Genomic DNA, 15,503 nt, shown 5'->3' on the forward strand with positions numbered 1-15,503 from the left:
GGAATGAGCCCTGTGGAATACAGAACACAGTCCGCTGGCTAGCAACAAAGACCGTCCAACATTTGGGGGTCAGTTCATCCCGTAGGAGCTGCCGAAGGCTCGGGCCGCGATCGGACGATCTTTTGATCTGGCTGTTGCCAGTACCCCCATTTTATGGGGGGGAGCGGTAAGTGATTGTTATCCCGGCAAAAAACTTTGAAATATTTTAAAAATAAGTTTGACAGCCTTTCGATCCGCCATTAAGATTCGCCCCGTCCTCAGCGATGAGGGGCTATAGCTCAGCTGGGAGAGCGCTTGCATGGCATGCAAGAGGTCGACGGTTCGATCCCGTCTAGCTCCACCAATTTACACTTCAGGGTCTGGCCACACCGGCCTTGGAGCGATCAACACTCAGCGTTGATCTGTTGTATAGAAGGGTTTACGTCCCCTTCGTCTAGTGGCCTAGGACACCGCCCTTTCACGGCGGTAACAGGGGTTCGAGTCCCCTAGGGGACGCCAGTTTTACAGAAGTGATGTTGCAAGACGTCACTCCGCCGCGAGGCGAAAAATCCGGGGCTTTAGCTCAGCTGGGAGAGCGCCTGCATGGCATGCAGGAGGTCAGCGGTTCGATCCCGCTAAGCTCCACCAATTTTACAGTTCAAGGTCTGGCCACACCGGCCTTGAATCGATCAGTACTCAGCACTGATCAGTTGTATAGAAGGTTTTGCGTCCCCTTCGTCTAGTGGCCTAGGACACCGCCCTTTCACGGCGGTAACAGGGGTTCGAGTCCCCTAGGGGACGCCACGATTACCCGCTCTGCGGGATTTTATAAGGGTCATTCAATTATTGAATGGCCCTTTTGTTTGTCTGGCGTTTGGCCAAATCCCCCTCTCTACCTCAAACTGATCTTCAGACCAGCGGTCACATCCACGACTTGCGGAAAATTATTATGAGAATAATATTCTAGTCGTAATATTCGGAGGCAACGATGAACGATAAAAAAGCTCAAACCCGCGAACGCATTCTCAAGGCCGCCAGTGCAGCGCTGATCCAGCGCGGCCCGGCCGAACCGAGCGTGGGCGAAGTGATGGGCGCAGCCGGCCTGACGGTTGGCGGCTTCTATGCGCACTTCGAAAGCAAGGACGCAATGATGCTGGAAGCGTTCAAGCAGTTGCTGGGTCACCGTCGTGGCCTGATCGCCGACATGGACGCCGAACTGACCGGCGAAGAGCGCCGCGCCCTGGTGGCCGCGTTCTACCTGTCACGCAAGCACCGCGATTCGTCTGACTCCGCGTGCCCAATCCCGGCGTCTGTCGGCGAGTTGGGCCGGCTGCCCGATGAGTTTCGGGTGGCCTTGAATGAGCACGTGGAAATGATGGTCGCGCAGTTGGCGGCCAGCCCGGAAGAAACCGACAAGGCCCTGGCCGACATGGCCTTGATGGTGGGTGGCCTGGCACTGGCGCGGGCGCTGGGGCCAGGAGAGTTATCCGATCGACTGTTGCGCGCCGCCAAATCGGCGGTGCTATGACCTGAAGGCCTGGGCCTGGGGAGTGAGAGCGATGAGCGGGTTAAAGTGGGTTCGTGGCGTCAACGGCACTTTGGGCTGGTTTGCCCCTCAACTGGTCGCAAGCAGGATGCGACTGGCGTTCATGACTCCGCGAGAGCTGCCCCCGCGGGATTGGGAGCTGCCCTTGCTGGCCAGGTCGGAGCGCATCACCTTGCGCTTCGGTCTCTCGGCACTGCGCTGGGGAAAAGGGCCGACGGTCTTGCTGATGCATGGCTGGGAAGGGCGCCCAACCCAGTTCGCCAGCATGATTAACGCACTGGTGGACGCCGGCTACACCGTGGTCGCCCTCGACGGTCCCGCCCACGGGCGCTCGCCGGGCAGCGAAGCGAATGTTGTCCTGTTCGCCCGCGCCATGCTTGAAGCCGCCGCCGAGCTGCCGCCGCTGCAAGCCGTGATCGGCCACTCCATGGGCGGCGCCAGTGCGATGCTGGCAGTGCAGTTGGGTCTGCGTACCGAAACCCTGGTGACCATTGCCGCGCCATCGCGAATACTCGGCGTTTTGCGCGGATTTGCCCGGTATGTGGGCCTGCCGCCCAAGGCCCGTTCGGCGTTCATTCGCCAGGTCGAGCAAGACGTCGGCATGCGCGCCGCGACGCTGGATGTCGCGCACTATCAGCTCGATATGCCCGGGCTGATCGTGCATGCCGAAGATGACCGTCTGGTCTCGGTCAAGGAGTCCCAGCTGATCAACGAGGCCTGGTTCGACAGCCGTCTGCTGCGCCTTGAAGAAGGCGGTCATCAGCGGGTGCTGGCCGACCCACGAGTCATTGATGGCGTGCTGTCACTGCTGGCGGGCCGCAGCCTGCAATCGCGCCAATCGGCCTGAGCATCCGTTACACTGCCCAGGTGACTATCTGACTGGAGTGGGGCATGGGCTGGGATCGGGCAACGCCGTTCATCATTGACCTGGAAGTGGGCGCCGAGGACATCGACGGGCTGGGGCACGCGAATAACGCGGTGTATGTCACCTGGCTCGAACGCTGCGCCTGGCGCCACTCCCAGCGCCTGGGCCTGGACCTGGTCGAGTATCGACGCCTGGATCGGGCAATGGCGGTGGTGCGGCACGAAATCGATTACCTGGCGGCCGCCTACGAAGGCGACGGCTTGCAATTGGCGACCTGGATCGTCGACTGGGACCAACGCCTGAAAATGACTCGGCACTTCCAGCTCAAGCGCCCGAGCGACAACACCACGCTGCTGCGTGCGCAGACCACTTTCGTGTGTATCGAACTCTCCACGGGCAAGCCCAAGCGCATGCCAGCGGAGTTCATCGACGGCTATGGCCCGGCGTTGCAAGTCCCCGCCTGACATCCGTCCCGAAGGCTCTGGCCGCGATAGGACGATCTAAGGATCAAAGTCAAAAGATCGCAGCCTTCGGCAGCTCCTACATGGGGAAACCTGTAAACTGCCGCACGTTTTTCGTAGAGTGTGTTTTTCATGCAAATTGCCTTGGCGCCCATGGAGGGGTTGGTCGACAACATCCTGCGGGACGTGCTCACTCGTGTCGGTGGTATCGATTGGTGTGTGACCGAGTTCATCCGCATCAACGACCAGCTGCTCACGCCTGCCTATTTCCACAAGTTCGGCCCTGAATTGTTGACCGGAGCGCGCACGGCCTCTGGCGTGCCGCTGCGCGTGCAATTGCTCGGCTCGGACCCTGTGTGCCTGGCAGAAAATGCCGCGCTCGCTTGCGAATTGGGTTCCGAGGTGATCGACCTGAACTTCGGCTGCCCGGCCAAGACCGTGAACAAGTCCCGCGGTGGCGCGGTATTGCTCAAGGAGCCGGAACTGCTCAACCAGATCGTCGAGCACGTGCGCCGCGCGGTGCCGGCGCACATTCCTGTGACCGCAAAAATGCGCCTGGGCTTCGACAGCCCCGACGGCGCGCTGGTCTGCGCCACCGCGCTGGCCGAAGGTGGCGCGGCGCATATCGTCGTGCATGCGCGCACCAAGACCGATGGCTACAAGCCACCGGCCCACTGGGAGTGGATCCCGCGGGTGCAAGAGGTGGTCAAGGTGCCGGTGTTTGCCAACGGCGATATCTGGGATGTCGAAGACTGGCGTCGTTGCCGCGAAATCAGCGGCGTCGAAGACATCATGCTCGGTCGCGGTCTTGTCTCGCGCCCGGACCTGGCGCGGCAAATCGCGGCGGCGCGGGCGGGTGAGGAGGTGGTCGAAATGACCTGGGCCGAGTTGTTGCCGTTGATCCAGGACTTCTGGCTGCACGCCAAGGCGCAAATGACAGCGCGCCAATCGCCGGGGCGTTTGAAGCAGTGGCTGGCAATGCTGACCCGCAATTATCCGGAAGCGATCGAGCTGTTTACGGTGCTGCGCCGCGAGACAGAGCTGGATAATGTCTCGCGTTTACTGGGTCTTCAGGTGTCCGAAGCGGCCTGAAAAAAATCTTCAGATAATCTCTTGAAATGTAATCAGCGGTCCCTATCTAAGGGGTACGCGATGCCGAATTCGGGTCGCGGAGACATAAACCTTGCTGATTGTTTTCAGGAGATTTGAATCATGAGTACTGCATTTTCCCTGGCCCCACTGTTCCGTTCCTCGGTAGGCTTCGACCGTTTTAACGACCTGTTCGAAACCGCCCTGCGCAATGAGCCAGGCAGCACCTATCCGCCCTACAACGTGGAAAAACACGGTGACGACCAATACCGCATCGTGGTCGCCGCAGCCGGGTTCCAGGAAGAAGACCTGGACCTGCAAGTCGAGAAGGGCGTGCTGACCATCAGTGGCGGCAAACGCGACGCTACCGAAGGCGTGACCTTCCTGCACCAGGGCATCGCCCAACGTGCTTTCAAGCTGTCGTTCCGCCTGGCGGATCACATCGAAATCAAGGCCGCTGACCTGCGTAACGGGTTGCTGAGCATTGATTTGCTGCGGGTGATTCCGGAGGAGGCGAAAGCCAAACGCATCCCGATCAACGGGATGGAAAAGCCGGCTTTGCAGCACTAAGGCCGAGCAATGAAAAGGGCGCCATTGGCGCCCTTTTTTATGCGCGTTCCCCCGTAGGAGCTGCCGCAGGCTGCGATCTTTTGATTTTTTGGCAGGCCAAGATCAAAAGTTCGCAGCCTGCGGCAGCTCCTACACGTTCAGCGGTTATTGAAGGAGCTTTTGGAAGGCTTCCACCGGCAACGGCCGGCTGTGCAGATACCCTTGGTAAAAATAACACCCCAGTCCCTGCAGAAACTCCAGCTGCTCCAGGGTTTCCACCCCTTCGGCGATCACCTTCAACCCCAGGCTGCGGGCCATGGCGACGATGGCACGGATGATTTCGGCGTCGTTGGGGTCGGTGGTGGCGTCGCGGATGAAGGACTGATCGATTTTCAGGGTGTCGACCGGCAGGCGCTTGAGGTAGGTCAGGGACGAGTAGCCGGTGCCAAAATCGTCCATGGCGAAGCTCACGCCGAGTTTCTTCAGGCGGCACATCTTGCTGATGGTGTCTTCCAGGTTCTGAATGACGATGCCTTCGGTGATTTCCAGTTTCAGCAGCGAGCAGGGCAGGCCGTGGCTGCGCAGGCTGTGTTCGACGCGTTCGACGAAGTCGTTCTGGCGAAATTGGCGCGGGCTGATGTTGACGCACAGGCTGAAGTCGAGCGGGTCGATCAGACCTTCGGCCATCAGGTGCTGGAATGCGCGGCAGGCTTCGTCGATGATCCAGCTGCCGACCTCCAGGATCAGTCCGCTGTCCTCCAGCACCTTGATGAACTCGCTGGGTGACTGGGCACCCAGTGCGGGGTGATTCCAGCGCACCAGTGCCTCGGCGCCGACGATGCGGTTGTCCCGGGCGTCGATCTGGGGCTGGAAGTGCACGCGAAATTCGTTGCGCGACAGCGCCAGGCGCAGGTCGGTTTCCATGCGCAGGCGTTCGCTGGCGGCCTTTTGCATGGTGTTGTGGTACATCTGCGCGGTATTGCGGCCTGAGTCCTTGGCCCGGTACAGGGCGATGTCGGCGCGCTTGAGCAGGTCGGTGGGGGTCGAGCCGTGGTCGGGAATCAGTGCGATGCCGATGCTGGGCGTGACTTGCAGGCGTTGTCCGTCGAGGAACATGGGCTCCGACAGCAGTTCGCGCAGGGTGTCAGCCAGGCTGCGCACCTGGGTGCTGACCTCCTCGCGCGAACCTTCCAGGCCGCTGAGCAGCACCACGAACTCGTCACCCCCCAGGCGTGCCACGGTGTCTTCCATGCGCACGCTGGCTTCGAGGCGCGCGGTGATGATTTTCAGTACGGTGTCGCCCACGGGATGCCCGAGGGAATCATTGATGTGCTTGAAGTGGTCGAGGTCGAGAAACAGCAGGGCGCCGCGCAGGTTGTGGCGCTTGAGCAGGGCGATCTGCTGGCTCAGGCGGTCCATCAGCAATGCGCGGTTGGGCAGGTTGGTCAGGGGGTCGTGGTAGGCCAGGTGGCGAATCTGCGCCTCGGCGTTTTTCAGCAGGCTGACGTCCCGGGCGGTCAGCAGCAGGCAGGCGGTTTCGTTGAGGGTGATGGGCTCTACCGACACTTCAACGGTGAGCAACTCGCCGCGCTTGTTGCGCCCGAGCATTTCCTGGTGATGCACCCGGCCGTTGAGCTGCAGTTCGGCCAGCAGTGAGGAGCGCTGTTTCTCCTCGGCCCAGATGCCGACCTGATACACCGTGCGCCCGACGACTTCATCGGCCTGGTAGCCGGTGAGGCGGCAGAAGCCGTCGTTGACCTCCAGGTAACGTCCGGTGTCGCGCTCGGTGATGGTGATGGCGTCCGGGCTGGAGTGGAACGCCTTGGCAAATTTCTCTTCGCTGGCCTTGAGTGCCGCTTCAGACCGCTGCTGCTGGGTGATGTCGCGCAGGGTGGTGACCACGCAGGGATGGTCGCTGACACTGATCTGGCGGCTGGAGATCACACAGGTGAGCGAATGCCCATCTTTGTGCTGGACCTGGATGGCCACGTTACTCAGGCCCTGTTCGCGGATCACCTGTTCAATGCGGTGCAGGCTTTTCGCCGAGGCGTCCCACAGGCCGATTTCGTCGGCGCTGTGCCCGATCACATCGGTGGCGCTCCAGCCAAATGCCTGGGTGAAGCTGGAGTTGATCTCGATGAACTGGCCGCTGTCCTGGCGAGTGACGCAAATTGGATCGGGGCTGACCTGGAACAGGCTGGCAAATTTCTCTTCCGACGCTACCAGCTGTTGCTCACGCTCCACCTGATCAGTGATGTCGAGCAGGGTGCCGGCCATGCGCAGCGGGGCACCGTTTTCGTCGCGGTACAGCCGCGCGCGGCTTTCCAGGTAGCGCGAGCTGCCGTCGGCCAGTTGCACCCGGTAGGTCAGCTGATAATTGCCGGCCGGGCCCTCGCGCAAGCTGCGGTAGGCGTCGCGCATGCTGCCGCGCTCTTCATCGGGTACGCCTTCGAAAAACTCGTCGAAGGACTCGTGGAAAGGGATTGCCTCCAACCCGTGCAACTGCGCAGCGCGTGCCGAGCCATAGAGCATGCCGCTGGGGATGTGCCAATCCCAGGTACCCAGTTGCGCCGAATCCAGCGCCAGGTCCAGGCGCTCCTGGCTGTCTTTGAGGGCGAGCTCGGCGGCTTTGCGTTCGGTGGTGTCGAGGAAGGTGCTGAGCAGATAGGGTTGGCCTTCGAGTTCGACCTTCTGCGCGCTGAGAATGCCGTCGTGGATCTGCCCGTTGCTGGCGCGAAACTGCACCTCCATGCTGATGAGTTCCCCTTTGGCCTTGGTCGCCTTGACCAGTCGCTCGCGCTGCTCGGGATGCACCCAGAGGCCCAGCTCCAGGGTGGTTCGGCCGATGGCGTTCTGTACCGGCCAGCCGAACAGGCTTTCAAAATACTGGTTGGCCTCGGTGATCAGGCCGTCTTCCTGGCGGGTCAGCAGCACCATGTTCGGGCACAGGTGAAACAGCGTCGCGAAACGTTTCTCCGAGCTGCTCAGGGCCTGTTCGCGCTGGCGCTGGTGGGTGATTTCGCGGATCACGCCGATCATTCGCGGGCGGCCGTCCTTGTCTGGCAGCAGGCTGCCATTGATCTCCAGCCAGTGCAGGCTGCCATCGGGCCAGCGAATGCGGTGGTGCATCGCCTGCTCCAGCGGCGCGCCGGCGATCACTGCATGGAAGGCGCGCACGGTTTTTGCCCGGTCTTCCGGCGGCAGCAGGTCGAGGTATTCCAGGTCGGCGGGCAGCGGCGTATGGGGGTCGAAGCCAAACAGCGCCTGGGTACCCCGAGACCAACTGATCTGCCCACGCTCGATGTCCCAATACCAGGCGCCCAGGCGGGCACCGTTGAGGGCCGCGAGCAACTGTGGCGCGCTTTCCCAACTTTGCTCGGACCGTTTGGGGTCCAGCGCCTGGATACGCGGCATCGGCGGAATACGGTCAACAGATTTCGGCATTGGCAAGCCTTAGACTGAATAGGGCGTTAGGCGCTGGGTCTCGCGGCACTATAGGAGTAGCACAAGTTAGCCATGTGTCCCTGGCTGATCGATTTGTGCGTCCAGCAAAGCCATGAAAGCCCGTGCCGCGTTCGACAGCGTCCGTTCTGTGTGCAGGATATAGCCTAGCTGGCGAGTGAGCTGTATGCCCGGCAAAGGGATGCGCGCCACCTGCTCATCAAGCATGGTGCGCGGCAACACGCTCCAGGCCAGGCCGATGGACACCATCATCTTGATGGTTTCGAGGTAGTTGGTGCTCATGGCGATGTTCGGCGTCAGCCCTTGAGCCTCGAACAGGCGCTGGACGATGTGGTGGGTAAAGGTGTTGCCGCCGGGGAACACCGCCGGGTGCAGGGCGATGTCTGCCAGGCTCACCGCGCCATTGCTGATCAGCGAATGTTCCGGTGCGACCACGAAATCCAGCGGGTCGTCCCACACCGGGGTGGCTTTGACCAGGGAGTGAGGTTCGGGGGCCAGGGTGATGACCGCCAGTTCCGCGCGGCCATGGAGGATTTCTTCGTAGGCCACTTCCGAATCGAGGAACTGAATATCCAGCGCTACTTGCGGGTAGCGTCGGGTGAACTCCCTTAATAAAGGCGGCAGGCGGTGCAGGCCGATGTGGTGGCTGGTGGCCAGGGTCAGGCGCCCGCTGACTTCGCCGGTCAGGTTGGTCAGGGCGCGGCGGGTGTCGTCCAGCACGTTGAGAATCTGGTAAGCCCGCGGCAACAGGGCGCGGCCAGCTTCGGTCAGGCCGACTTCGCGGCCCAGCCGATCGAACAGCCGCACTTTCAACTGTTGTTCCAGCCCGGCGATGCGTTTGCTGATCGCCGGTTGCGTCAGGTGCAGTCGTTCTCCCGCGCCAGAGAAGCTGCCGGTCTCGGCAATCGCGATAAAAGCATTAAGGTTGGCGAGGTCCATTGCGGTATTCCAGATGGTTATCCAAAGCATAAAAAATATGAATTTGAGTTATTTAATGTAACCCCCTAGGATCGACCTCACAAGCCAAAGGGTTATTGAGTCGTTCAAAACCCGGGGCATAGAAACAAATGATGAGGAAACCGTCTGATGGCCGGCAAAACGCTCTACGACAAGCTCTGGGATTCGCATTTGGTCAAACAGCGCGACGATGGTTCTGCGCTGATCTACATCGACCGTCACATCATCCATGAAGTGACCTCGCCGCAAGCCTTCGAAGGCCTGCGCCTGGCCGGGCGCAAGCCTTGGCGCATCGATGCCAATATCGCGACCCCGGACCATAACGTACCGACCACGCCGGAGCGCAAGGGCGGCATCGAAGCGATTGCGGACCAGGTCTCGCGTCTGCAGGTTCAGACCCTCGACGACAACTGCGATGAATACGGCATTGTCGAGTTCAAGATGAACGACGTGCGCCAGGGTATCGTCCACGTCATCGGCCCGGAGCAGGGCGCCACCTTGCCGGGCATGACGGTGGTCTGCGGCGACTCCCACACCTCGACCCACGGCGCATTCGGCGCTTTGGCTCACGGTATTGGCACTTCCGAGGTCGAGCACGTGCTCGCCACCCAGTGCCTGGTCGCCCAGAAAATGAAGAATATGCTGGTGTCGGTCGAAGGCGAATTGCCGTTCGGCGTGACGGCCAAGGACATCGTGCTCGCCGTGATCGGCAAGATCGGCACGGCCGGCGGTAATGGCCACGCCATCGAGTTCGCTGGCAGCGCGATCCGCGACCTGTCGGTTGAAGGGCGCATGACCATCTGCAACATGTCCATTGAAGCCGGCGCACGCGTGGGCCTGGTGGCGGCGGATGAAAAAACCGTGGCCTACGTCAAGGGCCGTCCATTTGCTCCGAAAGGCGCGGAGTGGGACTTGGCTGTCGAGGCGTGGAAAGACCTGGTGTCTGACGCGGACTCGAAGTTCGACACCGTCGTCGAGCTCGATGCCACGCAGATCAAGCCGCAAGTCAGCTGGGGCACTTCGCCGGAGATGGTCCTGGCCGTTGATCAGAACGTGCCAGACCCGGCTCAGGAACCGGACCTGGTCAAGCGCGGCTCCATCGAGCGCGCCTTGAAATACATGGGCCTCACTGCCAATCAGGCGATTACTGATATCCAGCTGGACCGCGTGTTCATCGGCTCCTGCACCAACTCGCGCATCGAAGATTTGCGCGCCGCTGCCGTGATCGCCAAGGGCCGCAAAGTGGCGTCGACCATCAAGCAGGCCATCGTGGTGCCAGGCTCGGGCCTGGTGAAGGCGCAAGCTGAATCCGAAGGCCTGGACAAGATTTTCCTCGAGGCCGGTTTTGAATGGCGCGAGCCAGGGTGCTCGATGTGCCTGGCGATGAACCCGGACCGTCTGGAGTCGGGCGAGCATTGCGCGTCCACCTCGAACCGCAACTTCGAAGGCCGTCAGGGTGCCGGTGGTCGTACTCACCTGGTGAGCCCGGCCATGGCCGCCGCCGCCGCAGTAAACGGTCGTTTCGTCGACGTCCGTGAATTGATCTAAAGGAGCGCAGAATGAGAGCTTTTACCCAGCACACTGGACTTGTCGCGCCTCTGGATCGTGCCAACGTCGACACCGATCAGATCATCCCGAAGCAGTTCCTCAAGTCGATCAAGCGCACGGGTTTCGGCCCGAACCTGTTCGACGAATGGCGCTACCTGGATGTGGGGCAGCCGTATCAGGACAATTCCAAGCGACCGTTGAACAAGGACTTCGTGCTTAACGCCGAACGTTATCAGGGCGCGAGTGTACTGCTGGCCCGTGAGAACTTCGGTTGCGGCTCCAGCCGTGAACACGCGCCCTGGGCCCTTGAAGAATATGGCTTTCGCAGCATCATCGCGCCGAGCTACGCCGACATTTTCTTCAACAACAGCTTCAAGAATGGCTTGTTGCCGATCATCTTGAGCGACGCTGAAGTCGATGAGCTTTTCCAGCAGGTTGAAGCCAACCCTGGGTACCAGTTGCAGGTTGATCTGCAAGCGCAGACGGTGACTCGCCCGGATGGCAAGGTGCTGAGCTTCGAGATCGATGCGTTCCGCAAGCATTGCCTGCTCAATGGCCTGGACGATATTGGCCTGACCTTGCAGGACCATGAGGCAATTGCGTCGTTTGAAGCCAAGCACCGCGCGAGCCAGCCTTGGTTGTTTCGCGACGCATAAGTTTGCGTAAGGCGTGATGACGCCATCGCCAGCAGGCTGGCTCCCACATTGGATGTGCGGCGTTCACAAAACCCTGTGGGAGCGAGCCTGCTCGCGATGAGGCCCGAATAAACAACACAAAGACTCATCCCAAAAAGGAAGTCCCCATGACCAGCACCGCCCAGCACAGCCAGGTAGTCCAGAAGCAATTCGGTGAACAGGCCTCGGCCTATCTGAGTAGCGCCGTCCACGCTCAAGGCACTGAATTCGCTTTGCTACAGGCTGAATTGGCGGGGCAGGGCAACGCCCGCGTGCTGGACTTGGGATGCGGTGCCGGTCATGTCAGCTTCCAGGTGGCGCCACTGGTCAAGGAAGTAGTGGCGTACGACCTGTCGCAGCAAATGCTCGATGTGGTCACCGCCGCGGCTGTCGATCGTGGTCTGGGCAATGTCACCACCGTCAATGGTGCCGCCGAGCGCCTGCCGTTTGCCGATGGCGAGTTCGAATTCGTCTTCAGTCGGTACTCGGCGCACCATTGGAGCGATCTCGGTGTGGCGTTGCGGGAAGTTTGGCGGGTGCTGAAACCGGGTGGCGTGGCCGCGTTCATCGATGTGTTGTCACCGGGCAGTCCGTTGTTCGACACTTACCTGCAAAGCGTTGAAGTGCTGCGCGACACCAGCCATGTGCGCGATTATTCCGCCGGCGAGTGGTTGCGCCAGGTCAGCGAGGCAGGGTTGCACACCCGCAGCACAACGCGTCAACGCCTGCGCCTGGAATACAGCAGCTGGGTTGAGCGCATGCGCACACCCCAGGTGATGCGCGCCGCGATCCGCGAGTTGCAGCAGGCGATGGGCAGCGAGGTGCGCGAGTATTTCGAGATTGAGGCGGATGGTTCGTTCAGCACCGACGTGCTGGTGCTGTTCGCCGAAAAATGAGTCACGCAACGATAGAATTTTTCCGGGTGTGCTCCAAGGGCGCACCGACTGATGACAAGAGGAAAGCATGAGCAAGCAGATTCTGATTCTCCCAGGTGACGGTATTGGCCCGGAAATCATGGCCGAAGCGGTCAAGGTCCTGGCATTGGCCAGCGACAAGTTCAACCTGGGTTTCGAGCTGAGCCACGACGTGATCGGCGGTGCTGCCATCGACAAGCATGGCGTGCCCCTGGCTGACGAAACCCTGGAGCGTGCCCGCGCGGCCGACGCTGTGCTGCTGGGCGCCGTGGGCGGCCCGAAATGGGACACCATCGAGCGTGACATCCGCCCTGAGCGCGGCCTGCTGAAAATCCGTGCGCAACTGGGCCTGTTCGGCAACCTGCGCCCGGCGATCCTCTACCCGCAACTGGCCGAGGCTTCGAGCCTGAAGCCGGAAGTCGTCGCGGGCCTGGATATCCTGATCGTTCGCGAACTGACCGGCGGCATCTACTTCGGCGCGCCACGCGGCACCCGCACCCTGGAAAACGGCGAGCGCCAGGCCTACGACACCCTGCCATACAGCGAAAGCGAAATCCGCCGTATTGCCCGTGTCGGTTTCGACATGGCCATGGTGCGTGGCAAGAAGCTGTGCTCGGTGGACAAGGCCAACGTTCTGGCATCCAGCCAGCTGTGGCGTGAAATCGTCGAGCAAGTGGCCAAGGACTACCCTGAAGTCGAGCTGAGCCACATGTACGTCGACAACGCTGCCATGCAGCTGGTGCGCGCACCCAAGCAGTTCGACGTGATCGTCACCGACAACCTGTTCGGCGACATCCTGTCCGACCAGGCGTCGATGCTCACCGGGTCCATCGGCATGCTGCCATCGGCGTCCCTGGACACCAACAACAAGGGCATGTACGAGCCTTGCCACGGTTCGGCGCCGGACATCGCAGGCCAAGGCATTGCCAACCCGTTGGCGACCATCCTGTCGGTGTCGATGATGCTGCGTTACAGCTTCAACCAGCAGGTTGCGGCCGATGCCATCGAAAAAGCAGTCAGCCTGGTTCTGGACCAGGGGCTGCGCACCGGCGACATCTGGTCGACCGGTTGCACTAAAGTCGGAACGCAGGAAATGGGTGACGCAGTAGTCGCCGCGCTGCGGAATCTGTAATCTCTCGGGCCCGCTGCCACTTTCAACTTCGAAAGCAGCGGCCCACTTTTTAAAGAAGGTGTAGTTGCGATGAAACGTGTAGGTCTGATCGGTTGGCGCGGTATGGTCGGTTCCGTGCTCATGCAGCGGATGCTGGAAGAGCAGGATTTCGATCTTATCGAGCCGGTGTTTTTCACCACTTCGAATGTCGGTGGCCAAGGCCCGTCCGTGGGCAAGGACATTGCTCCGCTCAAGGACGCTTACAGCATTGAAGAGCTGAAGACCCTCGACGTGATTCTGACCTGCCAGGGTGGCGACTACACCAGCGAAGTCTTCCCGAAACTGCGCGAAGCCGGCTGGCAGGGTTACTGGATCGACGCCGCTTCCAGCCTGCGCATGCAGGATGACGCGGTGATTGTGCTGGACCCGGTGAATCGCAAGGTCATCGACCAGCAGCTCGATGCGGGCACCAAGAACTACATCGGCGGCAACTGCACAGTCAGCCTGATGCTGATGGGCCTGGGCGGCCTGTTCGAAGCCGGCCTGGTGGAGTGGATGAGCGCCATGACGTATCAGGCGGCTTCCGGTGCCGGCGCGCAGAACATGCGTGAGCTGATCAAGCAGATGGGCGCGACCCACGCCGCTGTCGCCGATCAACTGGCTGACCCGGCAAGCGCGATCCTCGACATCGACCGTCGTGTGGCCGAAGCGATGCGCAGCGACGCGTACCCGACCGAAAACTTTGGCGTACCGCTGGCCGGCAGCCTGATCCCGTGGATCGACAAGGAACTGCCGAACGGTCAGAGCCGTGAAGAGTGGAAAGCCCAGGCCGAGACCAACAAGATCCTCGGTCGCTTCAAGAGCCCGATCCCGGTGGACGGCATCTGCGTGCGCATCGGCGCCATGCGCTGCCACAGCCAGGCGCTGACCATCAAGCTGAACAAAGACGTGCCGATCGCCGATATCGAAGGGCTGATCAGCCAGCACAACCCGTGGGTCAAGCTGGTGCCGAACAACCGTGAAGCCAGCATCCAGGAACTGAGCCCGACCAAGGTCACCGGCACCCTGAATGTACCGGTGGGCCGTCTGCGCAAGCTGAACATGGGTTCGCAGTTCGTCGGCGCATTCACCGTGGGCGACCAGCTGTTGTGGGGCGCCGCGGAGCCGCTGCGTCGCATGCTGCGGATCCTGCTTGAGCGTTGATCGACTGAAGTAAACAAAGAGCCCGTGCCTTGAAAGAGGTGCGGGTTTTTTTATGAAATTGCCTGCGCCCCCACCACCCGGTAAAGTGCCGCTCCCCCCGTTCCGCCAGAGGTAGCACCATGACCCAGTCCTTTGATATTGCCGTAATTGGCGCCACCGGAACGGTCGGCGAAACGCTGGTGCAGATCCTCGAAGAGCGCGACTTCCCGGTGGGCAACCTGCACCTGCTCGCCAGCAGCGAGTCAGCCGGGCATTCGGTGCCGTTTCGCGGCAAGAACGTGCGGGTGCGTGAAGTCGACGAGTTCGACTTCAGCAAGGTCCAACTGGTGTTCTTCGCCGCCGGCCCCGCTGTCACCCTCAGTTTCGCATCGCGCGCCACGGCTGCCGGGTGCTCGGTGATCGACTTGTCCGGCGCCTTGCCGGCCGATCAGGCTCCGCAAGTGGTGCCCGAAGCCAACGTCCACCTGCTCGACGGGATGAAAACTCCGTTTCAGGTCAGCAGCCCTAGCCCGTCGGCCACCACGCTGGCCGTGGTGCTGGCACCCTTGCTGGGCATTATCGACCTGCAGCGCATTAATCTGACCGCTTGCCTCGCTGTGTCAGCCCAGGGCCGCGAAGCCGTCACCGAGTTGGCCCGGCAGACCGCCGAGCTGCTCAATGTGCGCCCTCTGGAGCCCAGCTTCTTTGATCGGCAGATGGCATTCAACCTGCTGGCCCAGGTCGGCAAGCCTGACGAGCAGGGCCACACGCAGCTGGAAAAACGCCTGGTACGCGAAGTGCGTCAGGTCATGGCGCTGCCTTCGTTGAAAATTTCCGTCACCTGCATTCAAGCCCCGGTGTTTTTCGGCGATAGCTATAGCGTGACCCTGCAGACTGCAGGCGAGGTCGATCTGGCGCAAGTCAACGCGGCCCTGGACGATGCGCCCGGGATTGAGCTGGTCGAGGCCGGTGATTACCCGACTGCGGTCGGTGACGCAGTAGGGCAGGACGTTGTCTATGTCGGCCGGGTTCGCCGGGGAATCGACGACCCGTCGGAACTAAATCTGTGGCTGACGTCAGATAACGTACGCAAAGGTGCGGCCCTCAATGCAGTGCAGGTGGCCGAATTGTTGATAAAAGACCTTTCGTAAAAGATACTTGCCAAT

General features: G+C 61.2%; 13 protein-coding genes and 4 tRNA genes. 15 read left to right on the plus strand and 2 right to left on the minus strand.

Translation table 11 applies throughout. The features are described from left to right. Window positions 1-267 precede the first annotated feature (267 nt). The 9 genes from AAEZ05_RS23450 to AAEZ05_RS23490 all read left to right on the plus strand — a co-directional run bounded on the left by AAEZ05_RS23450 (window position 268) and on the right by AAEZ05_RS23490 (window position 4,510). Window positions 268-343 (plus strand) — tRNA-Ala (locus AAEZ05_RS23450). Between the two features lie 79 nt (window positions 344-422). After that, window positions 423-498: transfer RNA gene (locus AAEZ05_RS23455), tRNA-Glu, on the plus strand. 53 nt (window positions 499-551) lie between these two features. Continuing rightward, window positions 552-627 (plus strand) — tRNA-Ala (locus tag AAEZ05_RS23460). Window positions 628-707: 80 nt separating this feature from the next. After that, window positions 708-783, plus strand: a tRNA-Glu gene (locus AAEZ05_RS23465). A 184-nt stretch (window positions 784-967) separates the two neighbouring features. Then, complete coding sequence (locus AAEZ05_RS23470; protein WP_122838200.1) at window positions 968-1,507, plus strand: TetR/AcrR family transcriptional regulator; 540 nt, start codon at window positions 968-970, stop codon at window positions 1,505-1,507. A 31-nt stretch (window positions 1,508-1,538) separates the two neighbouring features. After that, the gene (locus tag AAEZ05_RS23475) at window positions 1,539-2,372 is read left to right on the plus strand and encodes an alpha/beta fold hydrolase (protein WP_045057958.1); all 834 of its coding nucleotides are present in this window, start codon (window positions 1,539-1,541) and stop codon (window positions 2,370-2,372) included. Window positions 2,373-2,416: 44 nt separating this feature from the next. Continuing rightward, complete coding sequence (locus AAEZ05_RS23480; protein WP_205893220.1) at window positions 2,417-2,854, plus strand: acyl-CoA thioesterase; 438 nt, start codon at window positions 2,417-2,419, stop codon at window positions 2,852-2,854. Between the two features lie 129 nt (window positions 2,855-2,983). Beyond that, entirely contained in the window at window positions 2,984-3,943 is a 960-nt protein-coding gene (locus AAEZ05_RS23485; RefSeq protein WP_350649136.1) for a tRNA dihydrouridine synthase, read from the plus strand. A 120-nt stretch (window positions 3,944-4,063) separates the two neighbouring features. After that, window positions 4,064-4,510 (plus strand): Hsp20 family protein, encoded by a 447-nt coding sequence (locus tag AAEZ05_RS23490; protein WP_045057955.1) that lies wholly within the window; start codon window positions 4,064-4,066, stop codon window positions 4,508-4,510. 144 nt (window positions 4,511-4,654) lie between these two features. Here the strand turns inward: AAEZ05_RS23490 and AAEZ05_RS23495 are convergent, their stop codons facing one another. Together AAEZ05_RS23495 and AAEZ05_RS23500 are read right to left on the minus strand one after the other, a co-directional pair. After that, entirely contained in the window at window positions 4,655-7,933 is a 3,279-nt protein-coding gene (locus AAEZ05_RS23495; RefSeq protein WP_205893212.1) for an EAL domain-containing protein, read from the minus strand. A gap of 66 nt (window positions 7,934-7,999) precedes the next feature. Further along, window positions 8,000-8,890, minus strand: a complete 891-nt coding sequence (locus tag AAEZ05_RS23500; protein ID WP_045057953.1) for a LysR family transcriptional regulator — start codon at window positions 8,888-8,890, stop codon at window positions 8,000-8,002. 147 nt (window positions 8,891-9,037) lie between these two features. On the opposite strand from AAEZ05_RS23500, the gene leuC reads away from it, so the two are divergent. The 6 genes from leuC to AAEZ05_RS23530 all read left to right on the plus strand — a co-directional run bounded on the left by leuC (window position 9,038) and on the right by AAEZ05_RS23530 (window position 15,488). After that, on the plus strand, window positions 9,038-10,456 hold the full coding sequence (gene leuC, locus AAEZ05_RS23505) for a 3-isopropylmalate dehydratase large subunit (RefSeq protein ID WP_045057952.1): 1,419 nt from the start codon (window positions 9,038-9,040) through the stop codon (window positions 10,454-10,456). Window positions 10,457-10,467: 11 nt separating this feature from the next. Continuing rightward, window positions 10,468-11,112, plus strand: a complete 645-nt coding sequence (leuD, locus tag AAEZ05_RS23510; RefSeq protein ID WP_350649138.1) for a 3-isopropylmalate dehydratase small subunit — start codon at window positions 10,468-10,470, stop codon at window positions 11,110-11,112. A 146-nt stretch (window positions 11,113-11,258) separates the two neighbouring features. Beyond that, entirely contained in the window at window positions 11,259-12,026 is a 768-nt protein-coding gene (locus AAEZ05_RS23515) for a class I SAM-dependent methyltransferase (protein ID WP_350649140.1), read from the plus strand. A 67-nt stretch (window positions 12,027-12,093) separates the two neighbouring features. Next, the gene (gene leuB, locus AAEZ05_RS23520) at window positions 12,094-13,176 is read left to right on the plus strand and encodes a 3-isopropylmalate dehydrogenase (RefSeq protein ID WP_350649142.1); all 1,083 of its coding nucleotides are present in this window, start codon (window positions 12,094-12,096) and stop codon (window positions 13,174-13,176) included. A 69-nt stretch (window positions 13,177-13,245) separates the two neighbouring features. Then, window positions 13,246-14,358: an aspartate-semialdehyde dehydrogenase gene (asd, locus tag AAEZ05_RS23525; RefSeq protein WP_045057948.1), complete on the plus strand. Its 1,113-nt coding sequence runs from the start codon at window positions 13,246-13,248 to the stop codon at window positions 14,356-14,358. A gap of 119 nt (window positions 14,359-14,477) precedes the next feature. After that, window positions 14,478-15,488, plus strand: a complete 1,011-nt coding sequence (locus AAEZ05_RS23530; protein WP_350649144.1) for an aspartate-semialdehyde dehydrogenase — start codon at window positions 14,478-14,480, stop codon at window positions 15,486-15,488. Window positions 15,489-15,503: the final 15 nt, after the last annotated feature.

Source organism: Pseudomonas sp. HY13-MNA-CIBAN-0226 (assembly GCF_040310305.1).
Lineage (GTDB): Bacteria > Pseudomonadota > Gammaproteobacteria > Pseudomonadales > Pseudomonadaceae > Aquipseudomonas > Aquipseudomonas gregormendelii.